Here is a 22,511-nt window from a genome sequence, read left to right as displayed (position 1 = left end):
CGGACCTGAATTAGTCATGCCCGATTTTCAAGACCGCTTGCGGCAGCTGAGCCCCGAGAAACGTGCGCTCCTGGAACAGATGCTGCTCGAAAAATCGCGGCGTCGCCCGGCGCAAACTGCTCCGACGACCAAGATCCCGCGGCGCCCCGCCGATGCGCCGCAGCTGCTCTCTCAAGCCGAACAGCGGTTGTGGTTCGTCGATCGACTGGAGCCGGACGATCCGTTTTACAACATGCCGCTGGCCGCGCGGATCACGGGACCGCTGGATCGGCAGGCCTTCACGCGTTCGATCCAGGCGATTGTCGATCGCCACGAAACGCTACGGTCGACCTACCACTTGGTCGATGGCCAGCCGGAGCGGCGGGTCGCCGAAACGCTAGCAATCGCGCCGCGGTTCGTCGACGATTTCGAAGACCTTCCGCGGCAACTGACGCTGGAGAGCCGAGAGTCGTTCGATATCGAGACCGGGCCGCTGTTCCGCGCGATCGTCTACCGGATCGCTGAGGAAGAACATGTCGTGCTGTTGGTGATGCATCACATCGTCTCCGACGGCTGGTCGATGATCGTGATGTTGAAGGAGATCGCGGCCTTCTACGCCGCCTTCCAATCCGATCCCTCGCGGCCGATCGACGACGCATCGATCCTGCCACCGCTGCCGATCCAGTACTCCGACTTTGCCTATTGGCAGCAATCGGCGATGTCGGAATCGCGGATGGAGCAACAGTTGGAATACTGGCGAACTCAGCTGGCCGGCGCTCCGATGGCCCTCGACTTCCCGACCGATTTTCCGCGGCCGGCGACGCAAGATTTTGATGGGGCCACGCTGCCGTTGGAACTGCCGCAGGCGTTGACGCTGCAGATCAACGCGTTGGCCCAGTCGATGCAGTGCACCCCGTACATGGTTTTGTTAGCAGCTCAAGCAACACTGCTGTCGCGGTTCGCGCGGCAGAGCGACGTCGTGCTGGGAACCGCGGTGGCCAACCGCACCGAACCGGAGCTCGAAGCGTTGATCGGGTTCTTCGTCGGCACGCTGCCGCTGCGGATAAAGACCGCTGGCAACCCGACGTTCCGGGAGCTGCTGGATCATGTCCGGCAGGTCACCTTGGGCGGCTACGATCACGCCGATCTGCCGTTCGAGCGGATGGTCGAAGAATTTGCTCCGCGACGCGATCGCAGCTATTCGCCGATCTTCCAATCCGCTTTGGTGATGCAGAATCTGCCCCGCGACTTCAACCACGGCCAGACGACGATCCAGCCGATCCCGATCGACAACGGAACGGCCAAATACGACCTGACCTTCTTTCTGTGGGAGGAGACGCAGCGGTTGATCGGTCACGTCGAATACCGCACGCGGTTGTTCCGCCCCGAGACGATCGCTCGACTGATCGACAGCTTTACCGTCCTGTTGACCGCTGCGGTCGCCGATCCCGATTGTGGCATCGATCTGTTGCCGGCGGTCTCGCCCCAGCAGCGGCGGTGCGTGATCGATGATTTTAATCCTCCCGTCGTGGAGTTCGCTCCGCCGCATACGGTGCACAAACACTTCGATCTCCGCGCGGCGACCGATCCCGACGCGGTTGCGATTCGGGCCCAGGGAGATTCGATCACGTTTGGCGAATTGAACCAGCGAGCCAACGCGTTGGCGTCGACATTGGTCGCCCGAGGCGTCGGCGACGAAGCGCCCGTTGTCGTGGCGTTGCCCCGATCGATCGACGCGGTCGCATCGATGTTTGCCATTTTCAAAGCCGGTGGGACCTACGTTCCGATCGATCCCGCAGTCCCCTTCGCGCGGGTCGCGTCGGTCGTTGGCGACGTCGCGGCGACGCTGACGATTGCCGACGAAGACCTCTGTTCGGAGCTAACGTTTGCCGGGATCCGATGCTCCACGCCGGCTGGCCTGCTGGAATCCGCAGCCTCCGCCGCTACAGAAGCGAACCTGGCCGGACGCGCCACCGCGACCAGCCGCGCCTACATCATCTTCACCTCCGGATCGACGGGCGTTTCCAAAGGGGTGCAGATCGAACATCGCACGATCGTCAACTTCATCCTCGCTCAGATCGAGCGGATGGGAGTGACCGACAGCGATCGCGTGATGCATGGCTTTTCGCCAAGCTTCGACGGTGCGATTTCGGAGATCCTGCTAACGCTGATCAGCGGCGCGACGTTGGTGATCGCCGACGCCGATACGATTCGCGATCCGCGTCTGTTGACCGCGATGCTGCAAGACGAACAGGTCACCGTGGCAAAGTTTCCCCCTGCCCTGCTGTCGATGCTGCACAGCGATCAGCTTCCGAATTTGAAGATCGTTGCCTCCGCGGGGGACAAATTGACCGGCGAATTGGCGCGGCGTTGGGTGCCGGGCCGATGGATGTTCAACGGCTACGGACCGACCGAAGCGACAGTTGGCGTGTCGATGATGCTGATCCCCGATCCGTGCAGCGACGATCGGCCGCCGATCGGTGGCCCGATGCGGAACATGCGGATGTATGTTCTCGATCCGCAAGCCCAGCCGGTGCCGATCGGGATGCCGGGAGAGATCTACATCGGCGGCCGAGGCGTCGGTCGCGGCTACTTGAACCAACCCGAACTGACAGCCAAGGTCTACGTTCCCGATCCGTTTGTCGATGATCCGACGGCGCGGATGTATCGGACCGGCGACCTGGGGCGTTGGTTGCCCGACGGCGTGGTGCAGTTCCTTGGCCGCGTCGACGATCAGATCAGTCTGCGTGGTTTCCGGATCGAACCGGGAGAGATCGCGGCGGCGCTGGAGCGTTTGCCACAAGTTCGCCAAGCGGCGGTGGTGCTGCGAGGCGAAGCTGATTCGGGACAGCTGGTCGCTTACGTTGTGCCCGAGTCGGCCGCCAGACAGGATTCCGCGGCGCAGTCGCTCGAGCACGCGCATGTCGACAGCTGGAGCGATCTGTTCACCAACGCGCACCGCGTCGCGCCACCGGTGCTGAACCCCGAGTTCAACATCACCGGTTGGATCAGCACGTTTACGGGGCAACCGATCCCGGGCGATGAGATGGTCGAGTGGGCCGATGCGGCGGCGCGGCGGATCGAAGATTTGCATCCGCAAAACGTGCTGGAGATCGGCTGCGGAACGGGGCTGATTCTGTTGCGGATCGCTGGCCAATGCGATTCGTACGTCGGAACCGATCTGTTGGCTCCGTCGTTGGAAAACGTGCGGCAAGCGCTGAAGAACCGCCCCGAATTGGCGGGCAAAGTCGAATTGTTCCATCAGCCGGCCGACGATTTGGAAAACCTGGCCGATCGCCGCTTCGATCTGATCGTGCTCAACTCGGTCGTCCAATATTTCCCCAGCGTCGACTACCTGGCTCGCGTCATCCAACAGGCCTCGCGTCTGCTGGCTCCCGGCGGACGGATGTTCCTGGGCGATCTGCGGAACTACCGTTTGCAGTCGACGATGGCGACGGCGATCGAACTGCAACAGGCTCCCGACGCGCTGTCGATCAAGTCGCTGCGAGACCGCGTTGCAGCGCGGATCCAACACGAAGAGGAACTGTTGGTCGACCCACGGTTGTTCGCCGCGCTCAAGTCGCGAATCGAAAACTTGACCGGCGTCACGGTTCAGTTGAAAGATGCCACCGCCGAAAATGAACTCAGTTGGTTCCGGTACGACGTAGTGCTGGAGTTCGATCGACCGACGCCGGCCGAGGATCGACAGCGGATCGAATTCACGGACGACTTCGATTTCGAATCGTTTGCTCAACAGTTGGCTCAATCGCCAGATCAGGCTTTTGTGTTACAAGGTGTTCCGAACTCGCGGGTCGCCCGCGACGTCGCGATCCAGAACAAACTGGCCAGGTTCGTCGAGGACCGAAGCGTTGGCGAACTGAAGCAATCGGTCGGCGAGATCCCGACCCAACATCCGCAAACATTCTGGAAACTTGCGACCGATCTCGACAGGTCGGTCAATCTCTCCTGGAACGTGGACGATCCCGCTGCCTTCGACGTCACGATCGACGCGGTCGTTGATGTGGCGGAATCGGTAACGGCGGTGGCTCCTGTGATGCCAGGTACGCTGGTCGGGCTGGAGGGGCTTGGGCAATTCGCCAGCAACCCGTTGGCCAGTCGGACGCAACAACAGTTTGCCAAACAGGTACGCGATGCGTTGAAGGATCGGCTGCCGCAATACATGATCCCGTCGTCAGTGGTTACGTTAAACGAGATCCCGCGGACGATCAACGGCAAGCTGGACAAAGACCGCTTGCCCGCCCCGGCGGGACGCCCGGAAGGAGCCGCGGGGTTTGAACCACCGGCGACTGACGAGGAGCGATTGATCGCGGGGATCTGGGAAGATCTGTTGGATGTTCGTCCGATCGGCCGCGTCGACAACTTCTTCGAACTGGGCGGACACAGCATGTTGGCGGTCCGGATGATGTCCGAGATCGAACGCCTGGCCGGGCATGCGATCCCGCTGGCCGCTCTTTTCCAAGACCCCACGGTCGCGCATCTGGCATCGATCCTCGGCCGGCCCGAATCAGCCATGACCGCATCGTCGCTGGTCCCGCTGCGAACCAGCGACTCCGGCGTCCCTTTGTTCTGCATCCATCCGGCTGGCGGAACCGTCTTCTGCTACCTGGAACTGGCCCGCAGCCTGTCGCAGGACCGCCCGGTCTATGGACTGCAGGCGGTCGGCGTCGACGGCAGCCACCCGCCGCAAGAGACGGTGGAGGAGATGGCCGCGCATTACGCGAAAGCGATCCAGCAGCAATGCCCCGAGGGAATGTTGCACGTCACCGGATGGTCGCTGGGAGGGAACATCGCGTATGAAGTCGCTTGTCAATTGAAGGCGATGGGACGCGAGGTCGGGATGCTGGGGCTGATCGATTCGGGGCTGATGGACGACAACTCGACGCTCAGCGAAGAGGACTTCCTGCCGCTGATCATGGCTCTGTTCCCCGGCGCCGAAGCTCATTTCTCGTTGGAAGAGTTGCGGAAAAAGTCGCCAGCCGAACAGCTGGCCTACTTCACCAGCCAAGCCGCTCAGGCGGGGATCGTGCCGGACGAAGCCTCCGATTACGGCCAAAACGTCTACCAAGTCTTCCAAGCAAATGTCAAAGCGGTCCACACGTATCGGGCACCAAAGTTTGATGGTCCGTTGACCCTGATCCGCCCCGCCGAACAAGCGCGGACCGGAAACCTGTTCGACGACACCGCTCTGGGGTGGCAGTCGCATGTCACCGAAGTGCGGAACGTCCAGGTCCCGGGCGACCACGCTCACATGCTGCAGCCCCCGGCGGTGGAAGTGCTAGCAAAATCGCTGGAGACGATCATGCAGCAGACCGAACAGGCACTCGTTTCTTAAATCGCCGAGCACGGTCCAGGACCGTGCAAACGGGCGAACCAGTGCCGCGAGGTTCCAGGCAGAACAGTTTCGTGATGCTCGCCCCAGTGGAAGGCCCTCCCCGGGAAACGTCGCTAAACGCTTGTTTTCCGACCCTCCCTGGCTTCGCCGGGCGGGTGAAGTCACACATAACTACACCCGCCCCAAACGAAGTTTGCACGGGAGGGTCGAACCAGCGAAGCAAGGTTCGGGGGGAGGAGTCTGCGAAGCATTCACTACCTCTCACACCAGTGGAACGCCATCCCCGGAAAACTCGCTAAACGCTTGTTTTCCGACCCTCCCTGGCTTCGCCTAGCGGGTGAAGTCACACATAACTCCACCCGCCCCAAACGAAGTTTGCGGGGGAGGGTCGAACCAGCGAAGCGAGGTTCGGGGAGGGGCAGCCGCGTGCGTCAATGCATGTTCGACAATGATCATCAAGGACTTTCCACAGAATCCCTGTAAACGCCCGTAGTTCGCACTCTTTGGCTCACACTGGGATTGGGGGAAACCGGCTGTCGATTCGCTTGAACACCACTTACCCCACCCCGGATTGGTCCAGCAGGAAGCATCGACCCGAAAGCCTGTAATGCAGTGGATAGCCAAGGCAGGCGTTTTGAAGCTCGGTTGTCGTGGCGGTCGATTGTTGGCTAGAATCCTCGCCCGCTACCGAAAACTGAACGCAAGCGTGCGACGCTTGTTCGATGGCGACCGATCGGATCTCCCGCACCCTCGACTGGGGGGCGCCGATGCAACCGTCAAGAAATCCAAACCACCCTGGAGAGTGACCTATGATGATGCGACTCCTGTTGGCCGCCACGATTTGTTTGAGCTTCGCGGCAACGGCCCCGGCAGAACCTGCAGGTGCCGAAACCAAAGAAGTAGTGAAGTATCAGTTGTTGGAATGGAAGAACAAACACACCAGAAACAACGACGATGCCGAAAAACTGATCAAAGCCTTTAAAACGCTGAAGGTCGAGATGGAAGTCAGCGACCACGGCAATCACAAAGACGTCAAATACCGCTGCCCCAAGTGGAAGCAATTGACAGTCAAAGATCACGACACCGCCCACCAGTGGGAAGCGTGGCTGAAGAAGCTCGGATTTACGACGATCCACGAACACTGATCGGCCGACCGCCGTTCCCTGCTCCGATACTGCGAATTGTTTGCCCTTTCGCAGCACAAAAGCGAACCGCGGGGTTTCGAAGCTCAAAAATGCTTCCCCGCGGCACCAATCAGCGTTATGTTAAACGGCATGCTTGCCAAACTAAAAACGTTTACGCTGCTGGGGATCGATGCTTTGCCGGTCGACGTCGAAGTCGACCTGTCTGCCGCGGCACTCCCCAAAACGATTCTGGTTGGCCTGCCCGAGACCGCTGTCAAAGAGAGCACTCATCGGGTGGAACGGGCGATCGTCAACAGCGGCTTCACTCGCCCGCAAGATCGTGTTGTTATCAACCTCGCTCCCGGCGACCTCCCCAAACAAGCCCCTTCGTTCGACTTGCCGATCTCGATCGGCGTGCTGATCGGCAGCGGCCAGTTCCAATCCGATCGGCTGGACGATTACGCGATCGTCGGCGAACTGGCTCTCGAAGGTTACACGCGTCCCGTCAAAGGAGCGCTCTCGATGGCGATCGCTGCCGCGGCGGAAGGGATGAAAGGGATCATCGTCCCCGCCGAAAGTGCGGCCGAAGCGGCGGTGGTCGAAGACATCGAAGTCATCCCGGTCGACAGCCTGATTGCCGCCGTCGGGTTTCTGTCGGGATCGTTGGATATCGAACCGGCTCCCAGTCGGCTGGAACAACTGTTCGATGAGTTCAGCACCTACGAAATCGACTTCTGCGACGTCCGCGGCCAAGAGGTCGCCAAGCGGGCGTTAACGCTAGCTGCCACTGGCAAACATAACTTACTTATGATCGGTCCGCCCGGCAGCGGAAAGACGATGTTGGCCAAGCGGTTGCCGACGATACTGCCTCGTTTGACAGCCGCCGAGTCGATCGAAACGACTCGCATTTATAGCGTCTTGGGGCAACTTCGAGCTGGCCAACCGCTGATGGCCACGCGGCCGTTCCGCAGCCCTCACCATACGATCAGCGAACCGGGGTTGGTAGGCGGTGGAAGTCCTCCGGCGCCGGGGGAGATTTCGAAGAGCCACAACGGGGTGCTGTTTCTCGATGAATTGCCAGAGTTCAACCGCAAGACGTTGGAGGTGATGCGGCAACCTTTGGAAGATGGGATCGTGACGATCTCGCGAGCGCTGCGAACCAGCACGTTCCCGTGCAACTTCATGTTAATCGCGGCTGCAAACCCGTGTCCTTGTGGCTATCGCGGCGACACGCGTCGCCAATGCAATTGCACTCCGCCCCAGATCGAACGCTACATGGGGCGCATCTCCGGGCCGCTGTTGGATCGGATCGACATCCACATCGAAGTTCCCGCGGTCCCATTTGATGAACTCTCCGGTCGCGCCGCTGGGACCAGCAGCGCCGCGATGCGCGAGGAGGTGTTGGCCGGCAGAACCGCCCAAGCCGAACGGTTTCGCGATCGCACGACGCGTTGCAACGCGGACATGACCAGTCGCGAGGTCCGCGAATTCTGCGAACTCGACAAAGCCAGTCGCAATCTGTTGCGCGACAGCGTCGAAGAGATGGGCTTGTCGGCTCGAGCCCACGACAAGATCTTGAGAGTCGCCCGAACGATCGCCGACCTCGACGGCGCCGAAACGATCCAACAAGTTCACCTGCAAGAAGCTGTCAATTACCGGCTACTGGACCGCGATATCTGGTCGTAACGTAGAATCCTGGGCTTCGACAGCGCCTTGCGGGTCGCTCCCACAGCAGTTTCGTGTCGTTTGCGCCGGAGACAATTGCGACTCGATAACCTCTTCAGCCCGGTTTGCGGCCCTTTTCTCCCTCGATTGCCTGCGCGAACCACCTCGGGGAATCTGGGCTCTGTAGGGAATGCCACCGGTGACATGGCAGGGCAATCGGTTAGAATCTGATTAGGTGGCGACATCGTCCACCTTCCAAGAGAACCTTAACCACACAAGACGATTTGGTGAGCGAACAAGCACAAAACGAAGATTCACAGACGCATCCACCCGTTTCGGGCAAGCAGCGGAGCCTGGAACTGGCGACCGCGGCAGCTCGCGTAGCGATCGAAAATCGTGGTAGCGACGTGATGGTGATCGATGTTTCCGACCAAACGGTCCTCTTCGACTATTTTGTCCTGGCGACCGGAACCAGCCGGCGGCAGCTGCACGCGATCAGCGAAGAGATCGACGATGTGCTGGAAAAATCGCTCAACGACAAGCGGATGGGGATCGAAGGCTACCAAGAGAGCCGCTGGATCGTGCTCGATTACGGCACGATCGTCGTCCATCTGTTCGATCAAGAGACTCGCGGCTATTACGATCTCGAATCGCTGTGGGCCGACGGCAAACCTGTCGATCTGAAGACGCTGGGCCTGCAAGAGGACTGATCCAGCCGAGGGGATTGGGACGCGGAAGTTTTTGCGTGCAACAGCGACCGTTCTGCTATAATCGGCAGCTACCAACCTAGCGGTCGATCGTCGAGCTACCGACAATCGCAAACGATCGCTGTCACTTCACCGCCTGACATTCCCCGAGAGTTCTGCATGCGATACCTGTCCCTTTTGATTGCCCTGACCTGCCTCAGCACCGCCGCCGTCTCACCAGTCAGCGGCGAAGATTTTTCGGTTCGCAAAACCGATAAGTCGATCGAGATCAAACAGGGCGATTCGCCCGTAGCCACCTACCTGTTCCGCAGCGGAGCCAAGCCGATCATCTGGCCGCTGTACGGACCGGGCGACGTCGAGATGACTCGCGGTTACCCGATGCGCGACGCTTCTTCCGACGAACGCAGCGATCACATCCACCATCGCTCGCTGTGGTTCACCCACGGCGAAGTCAACGACATCGACTTCTGGGCCGAGACCGAGGGGCACGGCGTCATCGAGCAGAAAGAAATTCTGGAAGCCAAGGGTGGCAAGCAGGCCGTGATCGCGACGGCTAACGACTGGATGAGCCCCGAGGGGAAGAAGATCCTGTCGGACCGCCGCCGGTTCATCTTTGGTGGCGATGATACGATGCGTTGGGTCGATTGCGATTTCACCTTGATCGCTTCGGCTGGCGAAGTTCACTTCGGCGACACCAAAGAGGGTTCGTTCGGAATCCGCACCGCGGGGACGATGAAAGTCGACGCCAAGACGGGCGGAACAATCCTGAACAGCAACGGCGAAAAGAACGTCGAAGCCTGGGGAACCAAAGCCAAATGGTGCGACTACTTCGGACCAGTTGAAGGCAAGACGCGTGGCATCGCGATCCTGAACCATCCGTCGAGCTTCAATTTCCCCTGCCGCTGGCACGTGCGAAACTATGGCCTGTTTGCTGCCAATCCCTTCGGTCACTATCATTTTGTCGGCGACAAAGAGAAGACCGACGGCTTCCGCTTGGCACCGGGCGAAACGATCCAACTGCGATATCGCGTGATCTTGCACGACGGAACGACCGAAGAAGCTGAGATCGCGAAGCAGTTCGAAGCGTTTTCGGCTACCGAGATCGCGGGCCCTTAAGTTCCCGAAACTGCTCGCCCGAAGCCCACTGCACAGCGGCGGCACTTCGCCGCTGTGGTTTTGATTCGAGCACCCAACAAGTGGCAAAAGCGCCGACGCGTCGGAGCAGATTGCCCAAGCGTGTCGGCATGTTCTCCTGGACGAACTCTCGTCGCCTGCCCGCACCTGCAACGCAACACGCCATCTCTTGTGGCACCGGGTGATCCGTGACGGCTCGCCACGGACTCTGCGACGCTCTATCATTTCTGGCATCGCCCCCGATGCCAGCGCGTCCGTAAATTTTGGAACAACACGATTAACAACGACAGCGAAAAGCACTTCGATCAGCTCGCCGAATGGCTCAAGATGGAATCGGTCGCCGAGCGGCTGCGGATGGACGAACGCCGCCAACGGGCCAGTGGCAAGCAAGCCGAATCGTACGGCGAAACGCTGTTGGATCTGGTCGTCAGCGATCATGACACCGGGCTCGGCGGACGTTATCTGCTGAGCTTCGTCAAGCGAAATCGCAATCTTCCACTCCCCTGGAATCGCTTCAAAGTCGGTTCGCCGGTGATCGTCGCCGCCCAAGACGATCACTCGATCGACAGCATGCCGGGCGTTGTCAGCCGCCGCAACAACGAATCGATCCAAGTCGCCCTGGACCAATGGCCCGACGGCGACGTCTATCGCATCGACATGTCTCCCGACGAAGTCACGCGGGTCCGCCAGCACCAAGCGTTGGCGACGGTCCGGACCAGCCGCGGCCGCTTGGCTCAGCTGCGCGACGTGCTGCTGGGCGAACGGGAGCCGGCGTTTGGCAAGCTGCCCGAGATCTTGATCTCCAGCCGACTGAACCAGTCGCAACAAGAAGCGATCCGGTTCGCCTTGAGCGCTCGCGACGTGGCGATCATCCACGGCCCGCCGGGAACCGGCAAGACGACAACCGTGGTCGAGATGATTCGTTACGCCGTCGGTCGCGGCGACACCGTGTTGGCTTGTGCCCCCAGCAATACAGCGGTCGACAACCTGGTGACGCGACTGGTCCAAGCCGGTTCCAAAGTGGTCCGGCTGGGACACCCGGCTCGCGTCAATCAAGACCTGCAACTGCATACGCTCGACGGCCAAGCGGCCAACGATCCGGCGATGCGAGTCGTCAGCGAGATGATGCGTGAATCGGAAGACCTGTTCCGACAACTGGGCCGCTACACGCGAGCCAAGCCGGACAAGGGACACAAACAATCGCTGCGACGCGAGGCCTGCCGGTTGCGCGACGACGCTCGGTTGATGGAACGGCAAGTGATCCAGAACGTGATCGATCGCGCCGACATCGTCTGTGCGACGACGACGTTTGATGGCCAGATCTTGGGAGACCGGACGTTTGATCTCGCCGTGGTCGACGAAGCGTGTCAGAGCACCGAACCGGGCAACTGGCCCGTTGTCACCCGCGCCGATCGGATCGTTCTGGCCGGGGACCACTGCCAGTTGCCGCCGACGGTGCTGTCGGTCGAAGCGGCCGATGAAGGGTTTGCGATCAGCATGATGCAGCGGCTGGTCGAACATTACGGCGACGCGATCACGCGGCAGTTAAACGTTCAGTACCGAATGCACAACCACGTCATGAACTTTGCTTCGCAGCAGTTTTATGACGGATCATTAGTCGCCGACCCGAGCGTCGCTTCGCACCGATTGAGCGATCTCGAATCGATCGACCTGCTGCCCGAGACCGATCAACCGGTCACCTACTACGATTCTGCCGGCGCCGGTTGGGACGAGGAGCTCGAACCCGATGGGCTGAGCAAACGGAATCCGCAAGAGGCGATTCTGGTTCTGCGAAAGGCGCACGAACTGCGAGAAGCGGGCGTCGCGGCGGAGGATATCGGGATCATCGCACCCTACGCGGCTCAGGTCCGCCTGCTGCGACAGCGGTGCCAGCATCCGCGGATCGAAATCGACACGGTCGATGGTTTTCAGGGCCGCGAAAAAGAAGCGATCCTGATCTCATTGGTCCGATCCAACGCGATCGGCGAGATCGGTTTTCTGGCTGATAAGCGGCGGATGAACGTCGCCCTGACCCGAGCCCGCCGCAAATTGATCGTCGTCGGCGACAGCGCCACGTTGGGCGTAAACCCGTTTTATACGGAGTTTCTTGAATACGTCGAAGCGATCGGCGGCTACCACAGCGTCTGGGAAGAGATGTAGCGTTTCGGCCCGATTCCTGGCAGCGCTCGATCCTGCGGATCCCCTCTCCCCATCCCCCTTTGCTCAAAAGGGTCGCTAGGCGCGAAGAAGATTCGCAAAAAACACATCTCTCCTCGAAACACCCTGCGAGGGAGCGAGAATCTGCAAAAAACAACTGCAACTCTCCGCTCACCCTCGGCTCTGCGAGCCAAAGGGCCGGTGGGCAAGAGGAGCGAATCGCTACAGTTCCTCCGCCGCAGCCTCTGTTTTTTCCCGCTGAATTTGCGAAATTCCCGCTCTACCGGGGCATCTGCAACATAGATATAGACAGGCTAGGCAACTTATTCCGGCTGTGCTAAACATTGGTCTGGCAAGCAAACCGCCGCGATTGTTAGGCTGCCCGCCTACGAACAGGATCGGTGTTGCAATGGCCCTGGGCGGCGCGAAGGAGATGGTTGGATGTGCGGAATCGTTGGATATGTCGGTAAACGAGACTCGCTCGATTTTTTGATGAGCGGTTTGCGGCGGCTGGAATATCGAGGCTACGACAGTGCCGGAGTCGCTCTGCACGACGCGACGCAGGTCTATAAATGCCGCAGCGTCGGCCGGATCGCCGACCTCGCCACGGCATTGGAAAAACAACCCGGAATCGCTGGCACGCTTGGCATCGGCCACACGCGGTGGGCCACCCACGGACCGGCGACCGAACCGAACGCCCACCCACACGTCGGCGGCGACAACCTTGTCACCCTGGTTCACAACGGCGTGATCGAAAACTTTCAGATCTTGAAAGAGGAACTGATCGCCAAGGGCTACCACTTCCAATCCGACACCGACAGCGAAGTCATCGCCCACTTGATCGCCGAGGGTTTGAAGAATTCCAGCCCCAGCGAAACCGACCGCTACGCCCATTATCTGGCCGCCGTCCAACAAGCTGTCGCCAAACTGCGCGGTACCTACGGATTGGCGATCCTATTCAAAGACGAACCCGAACTGCTGATCGCTGCCCGCTTCGGCAGCCCACTGGTGATCGGCGTCGGCCGCGGCGAACACTTTGTCGCCAGCGACGCTTCCCCGTTGGCCGGTCACACCGACCGCATCGTCTACTTGGCCGATCACCAAATCGCCATGCTGACTCCCGATTCGATGACCGTCACGCATCGCGAACAGGGCCGCGTTCGCTTGGACGTGCAACCATTGGAAGTTGGCGAGGACCAAGTCAGCCTCGAAGGCTTCGACCACTACATGCTCAAAGAGATCTACGAGCAACCCGAGGCGCTGAAAAATGCGATCCGCGGCCGCTTGGACGAAGAGAACGCGACGGCGATCTTCGGCGGTTTGAATCTCACCCCGCAACAACTGCGCTCGGTCAACCGCATCATCCTGACCGGCTGCGGCACCAGCTGGCACTCGGCTCTCGTCGGCGAATATCTACTGGAGGAGTTCGCACGGATTCCTGTCGAAGTCGAATATGCCAGCGAGCTGCGATACCGCAATCCTCCGCTGGAATCGGACACGATCGTGTTTGGGATCACGCAGAGCGGCGAGACTGCCGATACGCTGGCGGCGCTGCGTGAAATGAAACGCAAAGGTCACCGCACGCTGGCCCTGTGCAATGTCGTCGGCAGCAGCATCGCGCAGAACGCCGACGGCGGCGTCTACCTGCACGCTGGCCCCGAGATCGGCGTGGCCAGCACCAAAGCCTATACATCCCAGTGCATCGTGTTGGCCCTGCTGACCCTCTACTTCGGCCGCCTGCGACACCTCAGCTTCGAAGCCGGCAAGCAGATGATCGAAGAGATCAAACGCGTCCCCGCCGCGGTTCAAGAAGCCCTCAGCTGCGATCAACAGATCCGCCAAGTCGCCGCGAAATACCAATCGGCAACCAACTTCCTGTACCTCGGTCGCCAATACAACTTCCCAACCGCGCTCGAAGGCGCGTTGAAGTTAAAGGAAATCAGCTATATCCACGCCGAGGGTTATCCGGCGGCGGAGATGAAGCACGGCCCGATCGCTTTGGTCGACGAACATACACCCAGCGTCTTCATCATTCCGCGAGGTACGGTTTACGACAAAGTCATGTCGAACATGGAAGAGGTTCACGCCCGCGGCGGACCGATCATCGCGATCACATCTCACGACGACAACCGGATCACCGAGATCGCCGAAGATGTGATCCGGATCCCCGAGGTCCCCGAATTCCTACAACCGATCGTTAGCGTCGTGCCATTGCAACTGTTGTCGTATCACGTCGCGTTGGCACGGGGTTGCGATGTGGATAAACCACGCAATTTAGCGAAGAGTGTTACGGTTGAGTGAATTCCGCAAGCTTTAGGTAGTACATTTCATTAATATTGGCGTTTCCGGCTGGCAGATCGACCGGAACGCTCCGCTTCACAACAGGAGATAAACCTATGAAGACAAATGGTTTAAGCTACAACTCGCGCAAAGCTCTGATGGTTAATATCGGCGATTCCGCTGGTTCGGAAATCGCCAACCTGATCCAACGCATGTCGGCTCAAATCGACGAATTGCAACGCAATAAAGTATCGGTCACGCGGATTGTGCCGAATCAAGAACCACAGATGGCCGGCGAAGAACCTCGCTAAACCGATCGCAGCGCACGTGGTAATGCGTGCAGCGGACGGGGTTTAACAGAGGACAACTGATCTAAAAAACTTCCCGCGAGACGGAATGCTCCCGCGGGAACCGCTCATTTGCTGGCCACGCCAGCCCACGGATGAATTCGACCATGAAGTATTTGATTACCGGAGCCGCAGGCTTTATCGGTTTCCATCTCTCCCAATACCTGCTGGCCCGCGATCACAGCGTTGTCGGCATCGATAATCTGAACGACTACTACTCGGTCGATCTCAAAAACAGCCGGCTGTCGCAACTCAAAAGCCATCCCAATTTTGAGTTCCAACAGATCAGCCTGGAAGATACGGGTCCGATGACGGAACTGTTCCAGTCGCATCAGTTTGATCGCGTCGTGAACCTCGCCGCGCAAGCCGGTGTTCGCTATTCGATCGAAAATCCAGCGGCTTATATCCAAAGCAACATCAACGGTTTTCTAAACATCCTCGAAGGTTGCCGGCACACACAAGTTCCACACCTGACGTATGCCAGCAGCAGCAGCGTCTACGGCGCCAATACCAAGATGCCGTTTTCGGTTCATCACAATGTCGACCATCCGGTCAGCCTGTATGCGGCTACCAAAAAGTCGAATGAACTGATGGCTCACACCTACAGCCATCTCTACGGTCTACCGACCACGGGGCTGCGGTTCTTCACCGTCTACGGTCCCTGGGGACGCCCCGACATGGCACTGTTCCTGTTCACCAAAGCGATCCTCGAAGGCCGCCCGATCGACGTCTTCAACCACGGTCGGATGCAGCGAGACTTCACCTACATCGATGACATCGTCGAAGGCGTCGCTCGAACAGCCGACCAGATCGCGGCTCCCAATCCCGAATGGTCCAGCGACAACCCCGATCCCGGAACCAGCAAAGCTCCCTACCGGATCTACAACATCGGAAACAATAACCCGGTGGAATTGAACCAGTTCATCGGCGCGATCGAAACGGCGCTGGGCCGAACCGCGGAAAAGAACTTTATGGACATGCAACCGGGCGACGTCCCGGCGACCTATGCCGACGTGCAAGCCCTCGTCGATGCTGTCGGATTCCAACCGAAGACGTCGATCGAAACCGGCATCAGCCGCTTTGTCGATTGGTATCGCGACTACTACCAAGTCGGCTAATACCTGTCGCCGCCAAGCACTGCAGCGACGCCAGTCTGGCGTCGCATGCCCTTCCGGCACACGGCAACGCCCTCTGTGCCCAATCGATCCCTGAACCTCTCACACGATCTTCATCATCGGGTTCAGGCAGCGGACCGCGTCGGTCCCATCCCACTGCGAATTCCAAGGGCTGCCTGCCGACCGCGCCGGGCAAAAAAGGACGACTGATTCTACAAGGTCGTTCCACGCGCGGCGTTGTGACGGCATTGCTAACGCTACGGTGCCCCCTCCGATCCGCCCTTGCTCCAAGTGTCGCCTCTCGGCACTCATTTAATTGCGAAATCGGCCCGCTTGGGCGACGTAAAATCGATCCTTCCCGCGCCCAAAACCGCCCCCCCCGCACGGGTGCAAGACTTCCCGACACACTAGGCAATTTGTTGAATATTTGCCTCTCCAGCTCGTTTCGAACCTAGGTTTATTTATCTCGGCTGTAGTCCAACATGAGGGGGCGTTTCAGGTTAACCTGAACGCAGCCCTATGCGACCGCGGTACTATTAAATTGACCTGGGATTCCAACAGAGCCAACGGATATGCTCCCGACCGATATTTTCGTCGTCACCCTGCCTCGTCTCGCTTCGATCGACCTCGCCATTGCTGCCTGCCGTGCCGGCGCGATCGGCACTCTCGACCTCGCCAGCAACGGCGATTCGACAGCGGCTTCTATCGAGCGATTGGTTCGCTTCACAAACAACCCTTTTGCCGCGCGGATCGGTCCAAACACCGAACCGGTTCACCTCGAACAGCTAGCGCAACACGCGTCGCAGCTCGATGCAGTGATCCTGGCTGGTGAAATCACAGCTCAGCGAGTCACTTCGCTGCGCAACCGGCTGGGGAACCAAGTCCGCCTGCTAGCCGAGATTACGCGCAGCGAGGCGCTGCAAGAAGCGATCGGCCTGCCGCTTGATGGCGTGATCCTCAAGGGGAACGAAGCGGGAGGCTGGGTCGCCAGCGAAACCACCTTCTTGCTGCTGCAGCGTTGGGCCCGATTGGACGACGCGCGTCGCCAGCGTCTGCCCGCCTACGCCCAAGGTGGAATCGGCCCACACACCGCAGCCGCTTGCGAAGCGGCCGGCGCCCGCGGCGTGGTCATCGATTCTCAGGTCCTCTTGGCCCAAGCATCGCCACTCTCCCCCGCAGCCGCCACCTGGGTCCGTTCCTACGATGGCAGCCAGACTCATTTGCTGGGCGAATCGCTGGGGCGATGCTTCCGATTTGCCGCGCCGCCAAGCGCAGCGCTCCTGCAACAACTGCGCGAACTCGAACTGAACCTGTTAGCCAAACAGGAATCCGCCCCCGACCAATCGTTTGCACAAGCCTGGATCGACGGCGTCGAACAAGCAGTCGCCGCAAACGATGACCCGCGCGTCTTGATCGCCGGCCAAGACCTCGCCTTTGCCGCGGGGCTGGCCCAGCGCTGCGTCGACGTTCGCGGCACCGTCACCGCCATCATCGATCAATCGCGCGAGAACATCCAAGCGGCAGCCGAAGTGAATCCGTTGGACGCCGACGGACCGCTCGCCGCCAGCCACGGCATCGGGTTGCCAATCGTTCAGGGACCGATGACGCGAGTCAGCGATACGGCGGAGTTTGCCGAAGCGGTCGCCAGCGAAGGAGGCCTGCCGTTGATCGCGCTGGCTCTGATGCGCGGCCCCGAAGCCTCCAAAATCCTGGCAGCCACGCGAGCCAAGCTGGGAGATCGCGGTTGGGGTGCCGGCCTGCTGGGCTTTCTGCCGCCCGAGATCCGCACCGAACAGATCGCTGCGATCCGAGAGCACCGGCCACCAGTTGCCTTGATCGCTGGTGGACGCCCCGACCAAGCCAAAGAGCTCGAAGCGATCGACATCCCGACCTACCTGCACGCTCCTTCGCCGGGGCTGCTGGAAATGTTCCTCCGCGACGGTGCACGGCGGTTCGTCTTCGAAGGCCGCGAGTGCGGCGGACACGTCGGACCGCGCAGCAGCTTCGTGTTGTGGGAAAGCTTGCTGGTCGTGCTCGAAGCATTTGCCAAAAAGAACCCCAGAGAAATCTCCAAGCTGCATCTGCTGTTCGCCGGCGGCATCCACGATGGCCTCTCCGCCGCGATGGCAACATCGGTCGCCGGACGCCTGTCGCAACTGGGCGCCAAAGTTGGCGTGCTGATGGGTTCGGCCTATCTGTTCACCAAAGAAGCTGTCGAAGCGGGCGCGATCGTGCCACGCTTTCAAGAGGAAGCGATCCGCAGCCACGACACCGTCCTGTTGGAAACCGGTCCCGGCCACGCGATCCGCTGCATCCGAACCCCTTACCGCGACCTGTTCGATCGCGAGCGGCGACGACTGGCTGGCGAAGGCAAAACCGCCGACGAGATCACACGCGAACTGGAATGGATGAACATCGGGCGGCTGCGCGTCGCCAGCAAGGGAATCGAGCGATCGACGCCCAGCGATGGTGGCAAAAGCAAACTGGAAAACGTCTCCAGCGACAAACAATACGAACGCGGAATGTACATGGTCGGCCAAGTCGCCGCGCTCCGCGACAGCGTGACGACGATCGGCCAGCTGCACGCCGATGTCAGCCAAACCGGAACGCAACGACTGCAACAAGCCTCGGCGAATTTGAACGTCGCTCCCAAACCAAGCTTCACCGATTCGGTCGACGCGCCGCCCCCCTGCGATATCGCGATCGTTGGGATGAGTGCGATGTATCCCGGCGGCAACGAACTGGCGCAGTACTGGGAGAACATCCTTAACAAACACTACGCCGTCACCGAAGTCCCTCGCGATTCGCACTGGGACTGGACGTTGTTCTACGATCCCGACCCGCGAGCTCCCGACAAGATCGTCAGCAAGTGGGGCGGCTTCCTGACCGACCAAGTCTTTAATCCATTCGAATACGGGATCACGCCGCGAAGCATCGCGTCGATCGAACCGCTGCAATTGTTGCTGCTGGAATCGATGAAGCGAACGCTGTCCGACGGCGGTTACGATCGCCGACCGTTCAACCGCGAGACAGCATGTGCGGTGCTGGGCATCGGCGGCGGTGGCAGCCCGATGGGCGTGATGTATGGCATCCGCAGCTCGCTGCCGATCATCGAAACCGCTCCCGAACTGCCGGTCTCAGGACAAGCGATTTGCGACGCGGTGAAAAACCATCTGCCCGAATGGACCGAAGATTCGTTCCCCGGGATTTTGATGAACGTCGCCGTCGGCCGCGTCGCCAATCGGTTTAATCTGGGCGGATCGAACTACGCTCTGGACGCCGCTTGCGCCTCGTCGCTGGCCGCCGTCCACGCCTGCATCCGCGAATTGCAACTGGGAACCACCGACGTCGCGTTTGCGATGGGTGCCGACACCGTGCAAACGCCTTACGCCTTTATGGCCTTCAGCAAAACGCACGCCCTCTCGCCGCAGGGACGCTGCCGGCCGTTCGACGCCGAAGCCGACGGGATCGTGCTCAGCGAAGGCCTTGGGATCGTGATGCTGAAGCGTTTGGCGGATGCCGAGCGCGACGGCGACAAGATCTACGCGGTGATTCGCGGCATCGGCAGCAGCAGCGACGGCAAGGACAAAGGGCTGACCGCCCCCAACGCCACCGGACAGATCCGCGCCCTGCGACGCGCCTACGAACAAGCCCGCGTCGAACCATCGTCGATCGGTTTGGTCGAAGCCCATGGAACCGGAACCGTTGTCGGCGATCGGACCGAAGCGACTTCGGTCGCGACCGTCCTGGACGAATCGGGAGCCCGCCGCCAATCGGTCGCGATCGGCAGCGTCAAATCGATGATCGGTCACAGCAAGTGTGCCGCCGGCGTCGCGGGTCTGATCAAAGCCGCGATGGCCTTGCACACCAAGACCCTGCCCCCAACGCTCGTCGAAACGCCCAGCCCCGCGATCGACTTCCCTAACACTGGGCTGTACTTGAACACCGAGACGCGTCCCTGGATCAATGGCGAAGACCACCCGCGTCGCGCCGGAGTCAGCGCGTTCGGATTTGGTGGCACCAACGTCCACTTGGTCTTGGAAGAATATACCGAAGACTTCGCCAATCCGCCCGAGGTTGCTCGCGACCACTGGCCCGCCGAATTGCTGGTCTGGCGAGCGGCGAATCCCGCCGCGTTGCGAACCGAACTAACGCGGATCCAGGCCTGGCTTGCCGCCGGCGCGATGCCGGAACTGCCCGAACTGGCGGCTTCGCTGGCCGATGCCTTTGAAAAGACAACCGCCGCCGAATGCGTGGCGGCAATCGTTGCCAAAGACCTGGGCCAGCTGACCGATCATCTTGCGATCGCTATCAAAAAATGTGAAGCGACGCCGTTGGCGATCTCCGATCCGCGCGGCATCTACCTGGCCGAGATCGAACCCGAGACCGCGGGCAAAGTCGCGCTGCTGTTCCCCGGCCAAGGGGCACAATATCCCGACATGCTCGCCGAACTGCTGCTCGCATTCCCCGCAGCACACGCTGCGGTCGATCATGCCGCAGCGGTCTACGACGAACATTTTGCCAGTCGATTTGCTCAACTGATCTATCCGCCATCGCCGTTCACCGACGCCGATCGCGATGCCAACCGCAAGGCCTTGGCCGACACAGCGGTCGCTCAACCGGCACTCGCCGCCACATCGTGGGCCGCGCTGCAGGTGATCGATGCGTTGGGGATTCGCGCCGATGTCGTCGGCGGTCACAGCTTTGGCGAACTAGTCGCCGTGGCAGCCGCCGAAGCGTTGACGTACGACGATCTGCTGAGCCTTGCCGCGGCGCGTGGCGACGCGATGCGATCGGCCGCTCAACCGCAGCCCGACGGCGGTTTTGCCGGTGCGATGGCGGCGGTTTCCGCCGACGCAGCCACGATTCAAAAAGAGCTATCCGCCGCCGGATTGGCCGAAGCGATCACGATCGCCAACGACAACTCGCCGCAGCAGATCGTGATCTCCGGTCCGACCGCAGCGGTCGACAGCGCGATCGAAAAACTGACGGCCGCCGGAATGCGAGTCGTCAAGTTGGACGTCTCGTGTGCCTTCCATTCACCGCAAGTCGCCGCCGCTGGAACCGCCTTTGCCGAGAAGCTCGATTCGCTTGCATGGAAAGCTCCACAGCGAACGGTCTACAGCAACACAACCGCCGCCAAACATCCGGCCGCTCCGGCAGAGATGCTCGCCACGCTCAAGACGCACCTCGCATCGCCGGTTCGCTTCCGTCAACAGGTTGCCGCGATGCACGCCGACGGTGTGCGAACGTTTATCGAAGTCGGCCCCGGCAGCGCGTTGACCGGTCTGGTCGGGCAAACGTTGAAAGACCAACCGCACACCGCCGTGTCGATCGATCGACGCGGTCGCGATTCGTTGTCTCAACTGGTTCACACGCTGGGCCGCTTGATCACCGCGGGTGTCGACGGCATCCGGCCTTCGGCTCTGTTTGCCGCACGTGCTCCGCAACGCATCGACCTGCGAAAATTGAATTCACAGATCGGCCATCCCGACTATCCTAAGAACGCATGGATGGTCAACGGGATGCGGAACCGCCCGATCAACGAACCGGAAAAACATTATCTGGGGCAGCGTCATCCCGACGCCGACAAACCTCGGCCGGCCGCCACAGGAAACGGCCAACCTGCGAAACAGGAACCCGCCGCCAAACCATCGGCGGCTGCGGCAACGGCAAAACCGATTGCCGTCGCAGCGGAGCTGCAAAAACCACAACAAGTCCCAACACAAAAACCTCGTGAAACGAAGCCGCTGCCGCCAGCAGCATCTGCCGCGCCACAGCGGCCGCAAAAACCGACAGCTCCAACTCCCGTTGTTCCATCTGATCAAAACACCATGCAACTAACATCCTCCGCTACGAATCGTCTTCCACAAGAAACCAACGGATCGGCTCAAACACCCGCCGCCACGTATCATGACGAAGCAACAGCCGTGATGCTTGGCTACCAACAACTGATGCGTCAGTTCTTGCAAACGCAACGCGATGTGATGGTCACGTACTTGCAAGGGGAAGCTCCCGAATCCGACAACGGCATGCTCCCTCAAGCCGCTCAACCGCAGATCGCTCAGCGACCGCAGCCGACCTACGCGGCGATCAGCCACAACGGCGAAAACGGCCACGCAGCGAAGCCCGCACCGGCGATCCCTGCCGCCGCGCCAGTCGCCGCTGCACCACCAGCTGCCGCTGCTCCCGCTCCCGCACCGGCGCCAGCCGCTGCACCGGAACCGACACCCGCCGCGCCATCGCCCGCAGTTGCCGAACCAGCCGCCGCCGCCGCGCCGACCGACAACGACCAAGCGGCTCCCGCGTCGATTCAACAAGCCGAAGAAGCGTTGCTGGAACTGGTCGCCGACCGGACCGGTTACCCCGTCGACATGCTCGACATGGAAGCCGACCTCGAAGGCGATCTCGGAATCGATTCGATCAAACGGGTCGAGATCCTGGGGAACCTCGCCGAAGTCCTGCAGCTCGCTGGCGACGGCGAATCGCTGGAAGATACGTTGGAACTGGAGAAGTTGACGACGCTTCGCACGCTGCGAGGAATCGTCGACTATCTCGATGAAGCGATCTTCAGCGACGACGCAAAAAAAAAAGTGACGTCGTAGATCCAGCCGCTGCGGCGGTCGAACCCGCTGAACCAACAGCCGTTG

General features: G+C 60.6%; 10 protein-coding genes. All 10 read left to right on the top strand.

The window, feature by feature from the left end:
• Positions 1-16: 16 nt before the first annotated feature.
• Positions 17-5,332 carry a non-ribosomal peptide synthetase gene (locus CA51_RS00365; protein ID WP_231745907.1) on the top strand — a complete coding sequence of 1,772 codons (5,316 nt, stop codon included), beginning with the start codon at positions 17-19 and terminating at the stop codon, positions 5,330-5,332.
• A gap of 809 nt (positions 5,333-6,141) precedes the next feature.
• Complete coding sequence (locus tag CA51_RS00360) at positions 6,142-6,477, top strand: hypothetical protein (RefSeq protein WP_231745906.1); 336 nt, start codon at positions 6,142-6,144, stop codon at positions 6,475-6,477.
• 129 nt (positions 6,478-6,606) lie between these two features.
• Entirely contained in the window at positions 6,607-8,142 is a 1,536-nt protein-coding gene (locus tag CA51_RS00355) for a YifB family Mg chelatase-like AAA ATPase (protein WP_145088936.1), read from the top strand.
• 266 nt (positions 8,143-8,408) lie between these two features.
• Positions 8,409-8,831 carry a ribosome silencing factor gene (rsfS, locus tag CA51_RS00350; protein WP_231745905.1) on the top strand — a complete coding sequence of 141 codons (423 nt, stop codon included), beginning with the start codon at positions 8,409-8,411 and terminating at the stop codon, positions 8,829-8,831.
• A 156-nt stretch (positions 8,832-8,987) separates the two neighbouring features.
• A complete protein-coding gene (locus CA51_RS00345) occupies positions 8,988-9,944 on the top strand; it encodes a DUF6807 domain-containing protein (RefSeq protein ID WP_145117175.1) in 957 nt (318 codons plus the stop codon).
• 345 nt (positions 9,945-10,289) lie between these two features.
• Positions 10,290-12,122, top strand: a complete 1,833-nt coding sequence (locus CA51_RS00340) for an AAA domain-containing protein (protein WP_145117174.1) — start codon at positions 10,290-10,292, stop codon at positions 12,120-12,122.
• Positions 12,123-12,560: 438 nt separating this feature from the next.
• Positions 12,561-14,420, top strand: a complete 1,860-nt coding sequence (glmS, locus tag CA51_RS00335) for a glutamine--fructose-6-phosphate transaminase (isomerizing) (protein WP_145117173.1) — start codon at positions 12,561-12,563, stop codon at positions 14,418-14,420.
• 95 nt (positions 14,421-14,515) lie between these two features.
• Positions 14,516-14,710, top strand: a complete 195-nt coding sequence (locus CA51_RS00330) for a hypothetical protein (RefSeq protein WP_145088923.1) — start codon at positions 14,516-14,518, stop codon at positions 14,708-14,710.
• A 143-nt stretch (positions 14,711-14,853) separates the two neighbouring features.
• Complete coding sequence (locus CA51_RS00325) at positions 14,854-15,864, top strand: NAD-dependent epimerase (protein WP_145117172.1); 1,011 nt, start codon at positions 14,854-14,856, stop codon at positions 15,862-15,864.
• Positions 15,865-16,433: 569 nt separating this feature from the next.
• A complete protein-coding gene (locus CA51_RS00320) occupies positions 16,434-22,466 on the top strand; it encodes a type I polyketide synthase (protein WP_145117171.1) in 6,033 nt (2,010 codons plus the stop codon).
• Positions 22,467-22,511 lie beyond the last annotated feature (45 nt).

This window comes from Rosistilla oblonga (assembly GCF_007751715.1).
Taxonomy (GTDB): Bacteria; Planctomycetota; Planctomycetia; order Pirellulales; family Pirellulaceae; genus Rosistilla; species Rosistilla oblonga.
This window is presented reverse-complemented; position numbering and strand designations above follow the sequence as displayed.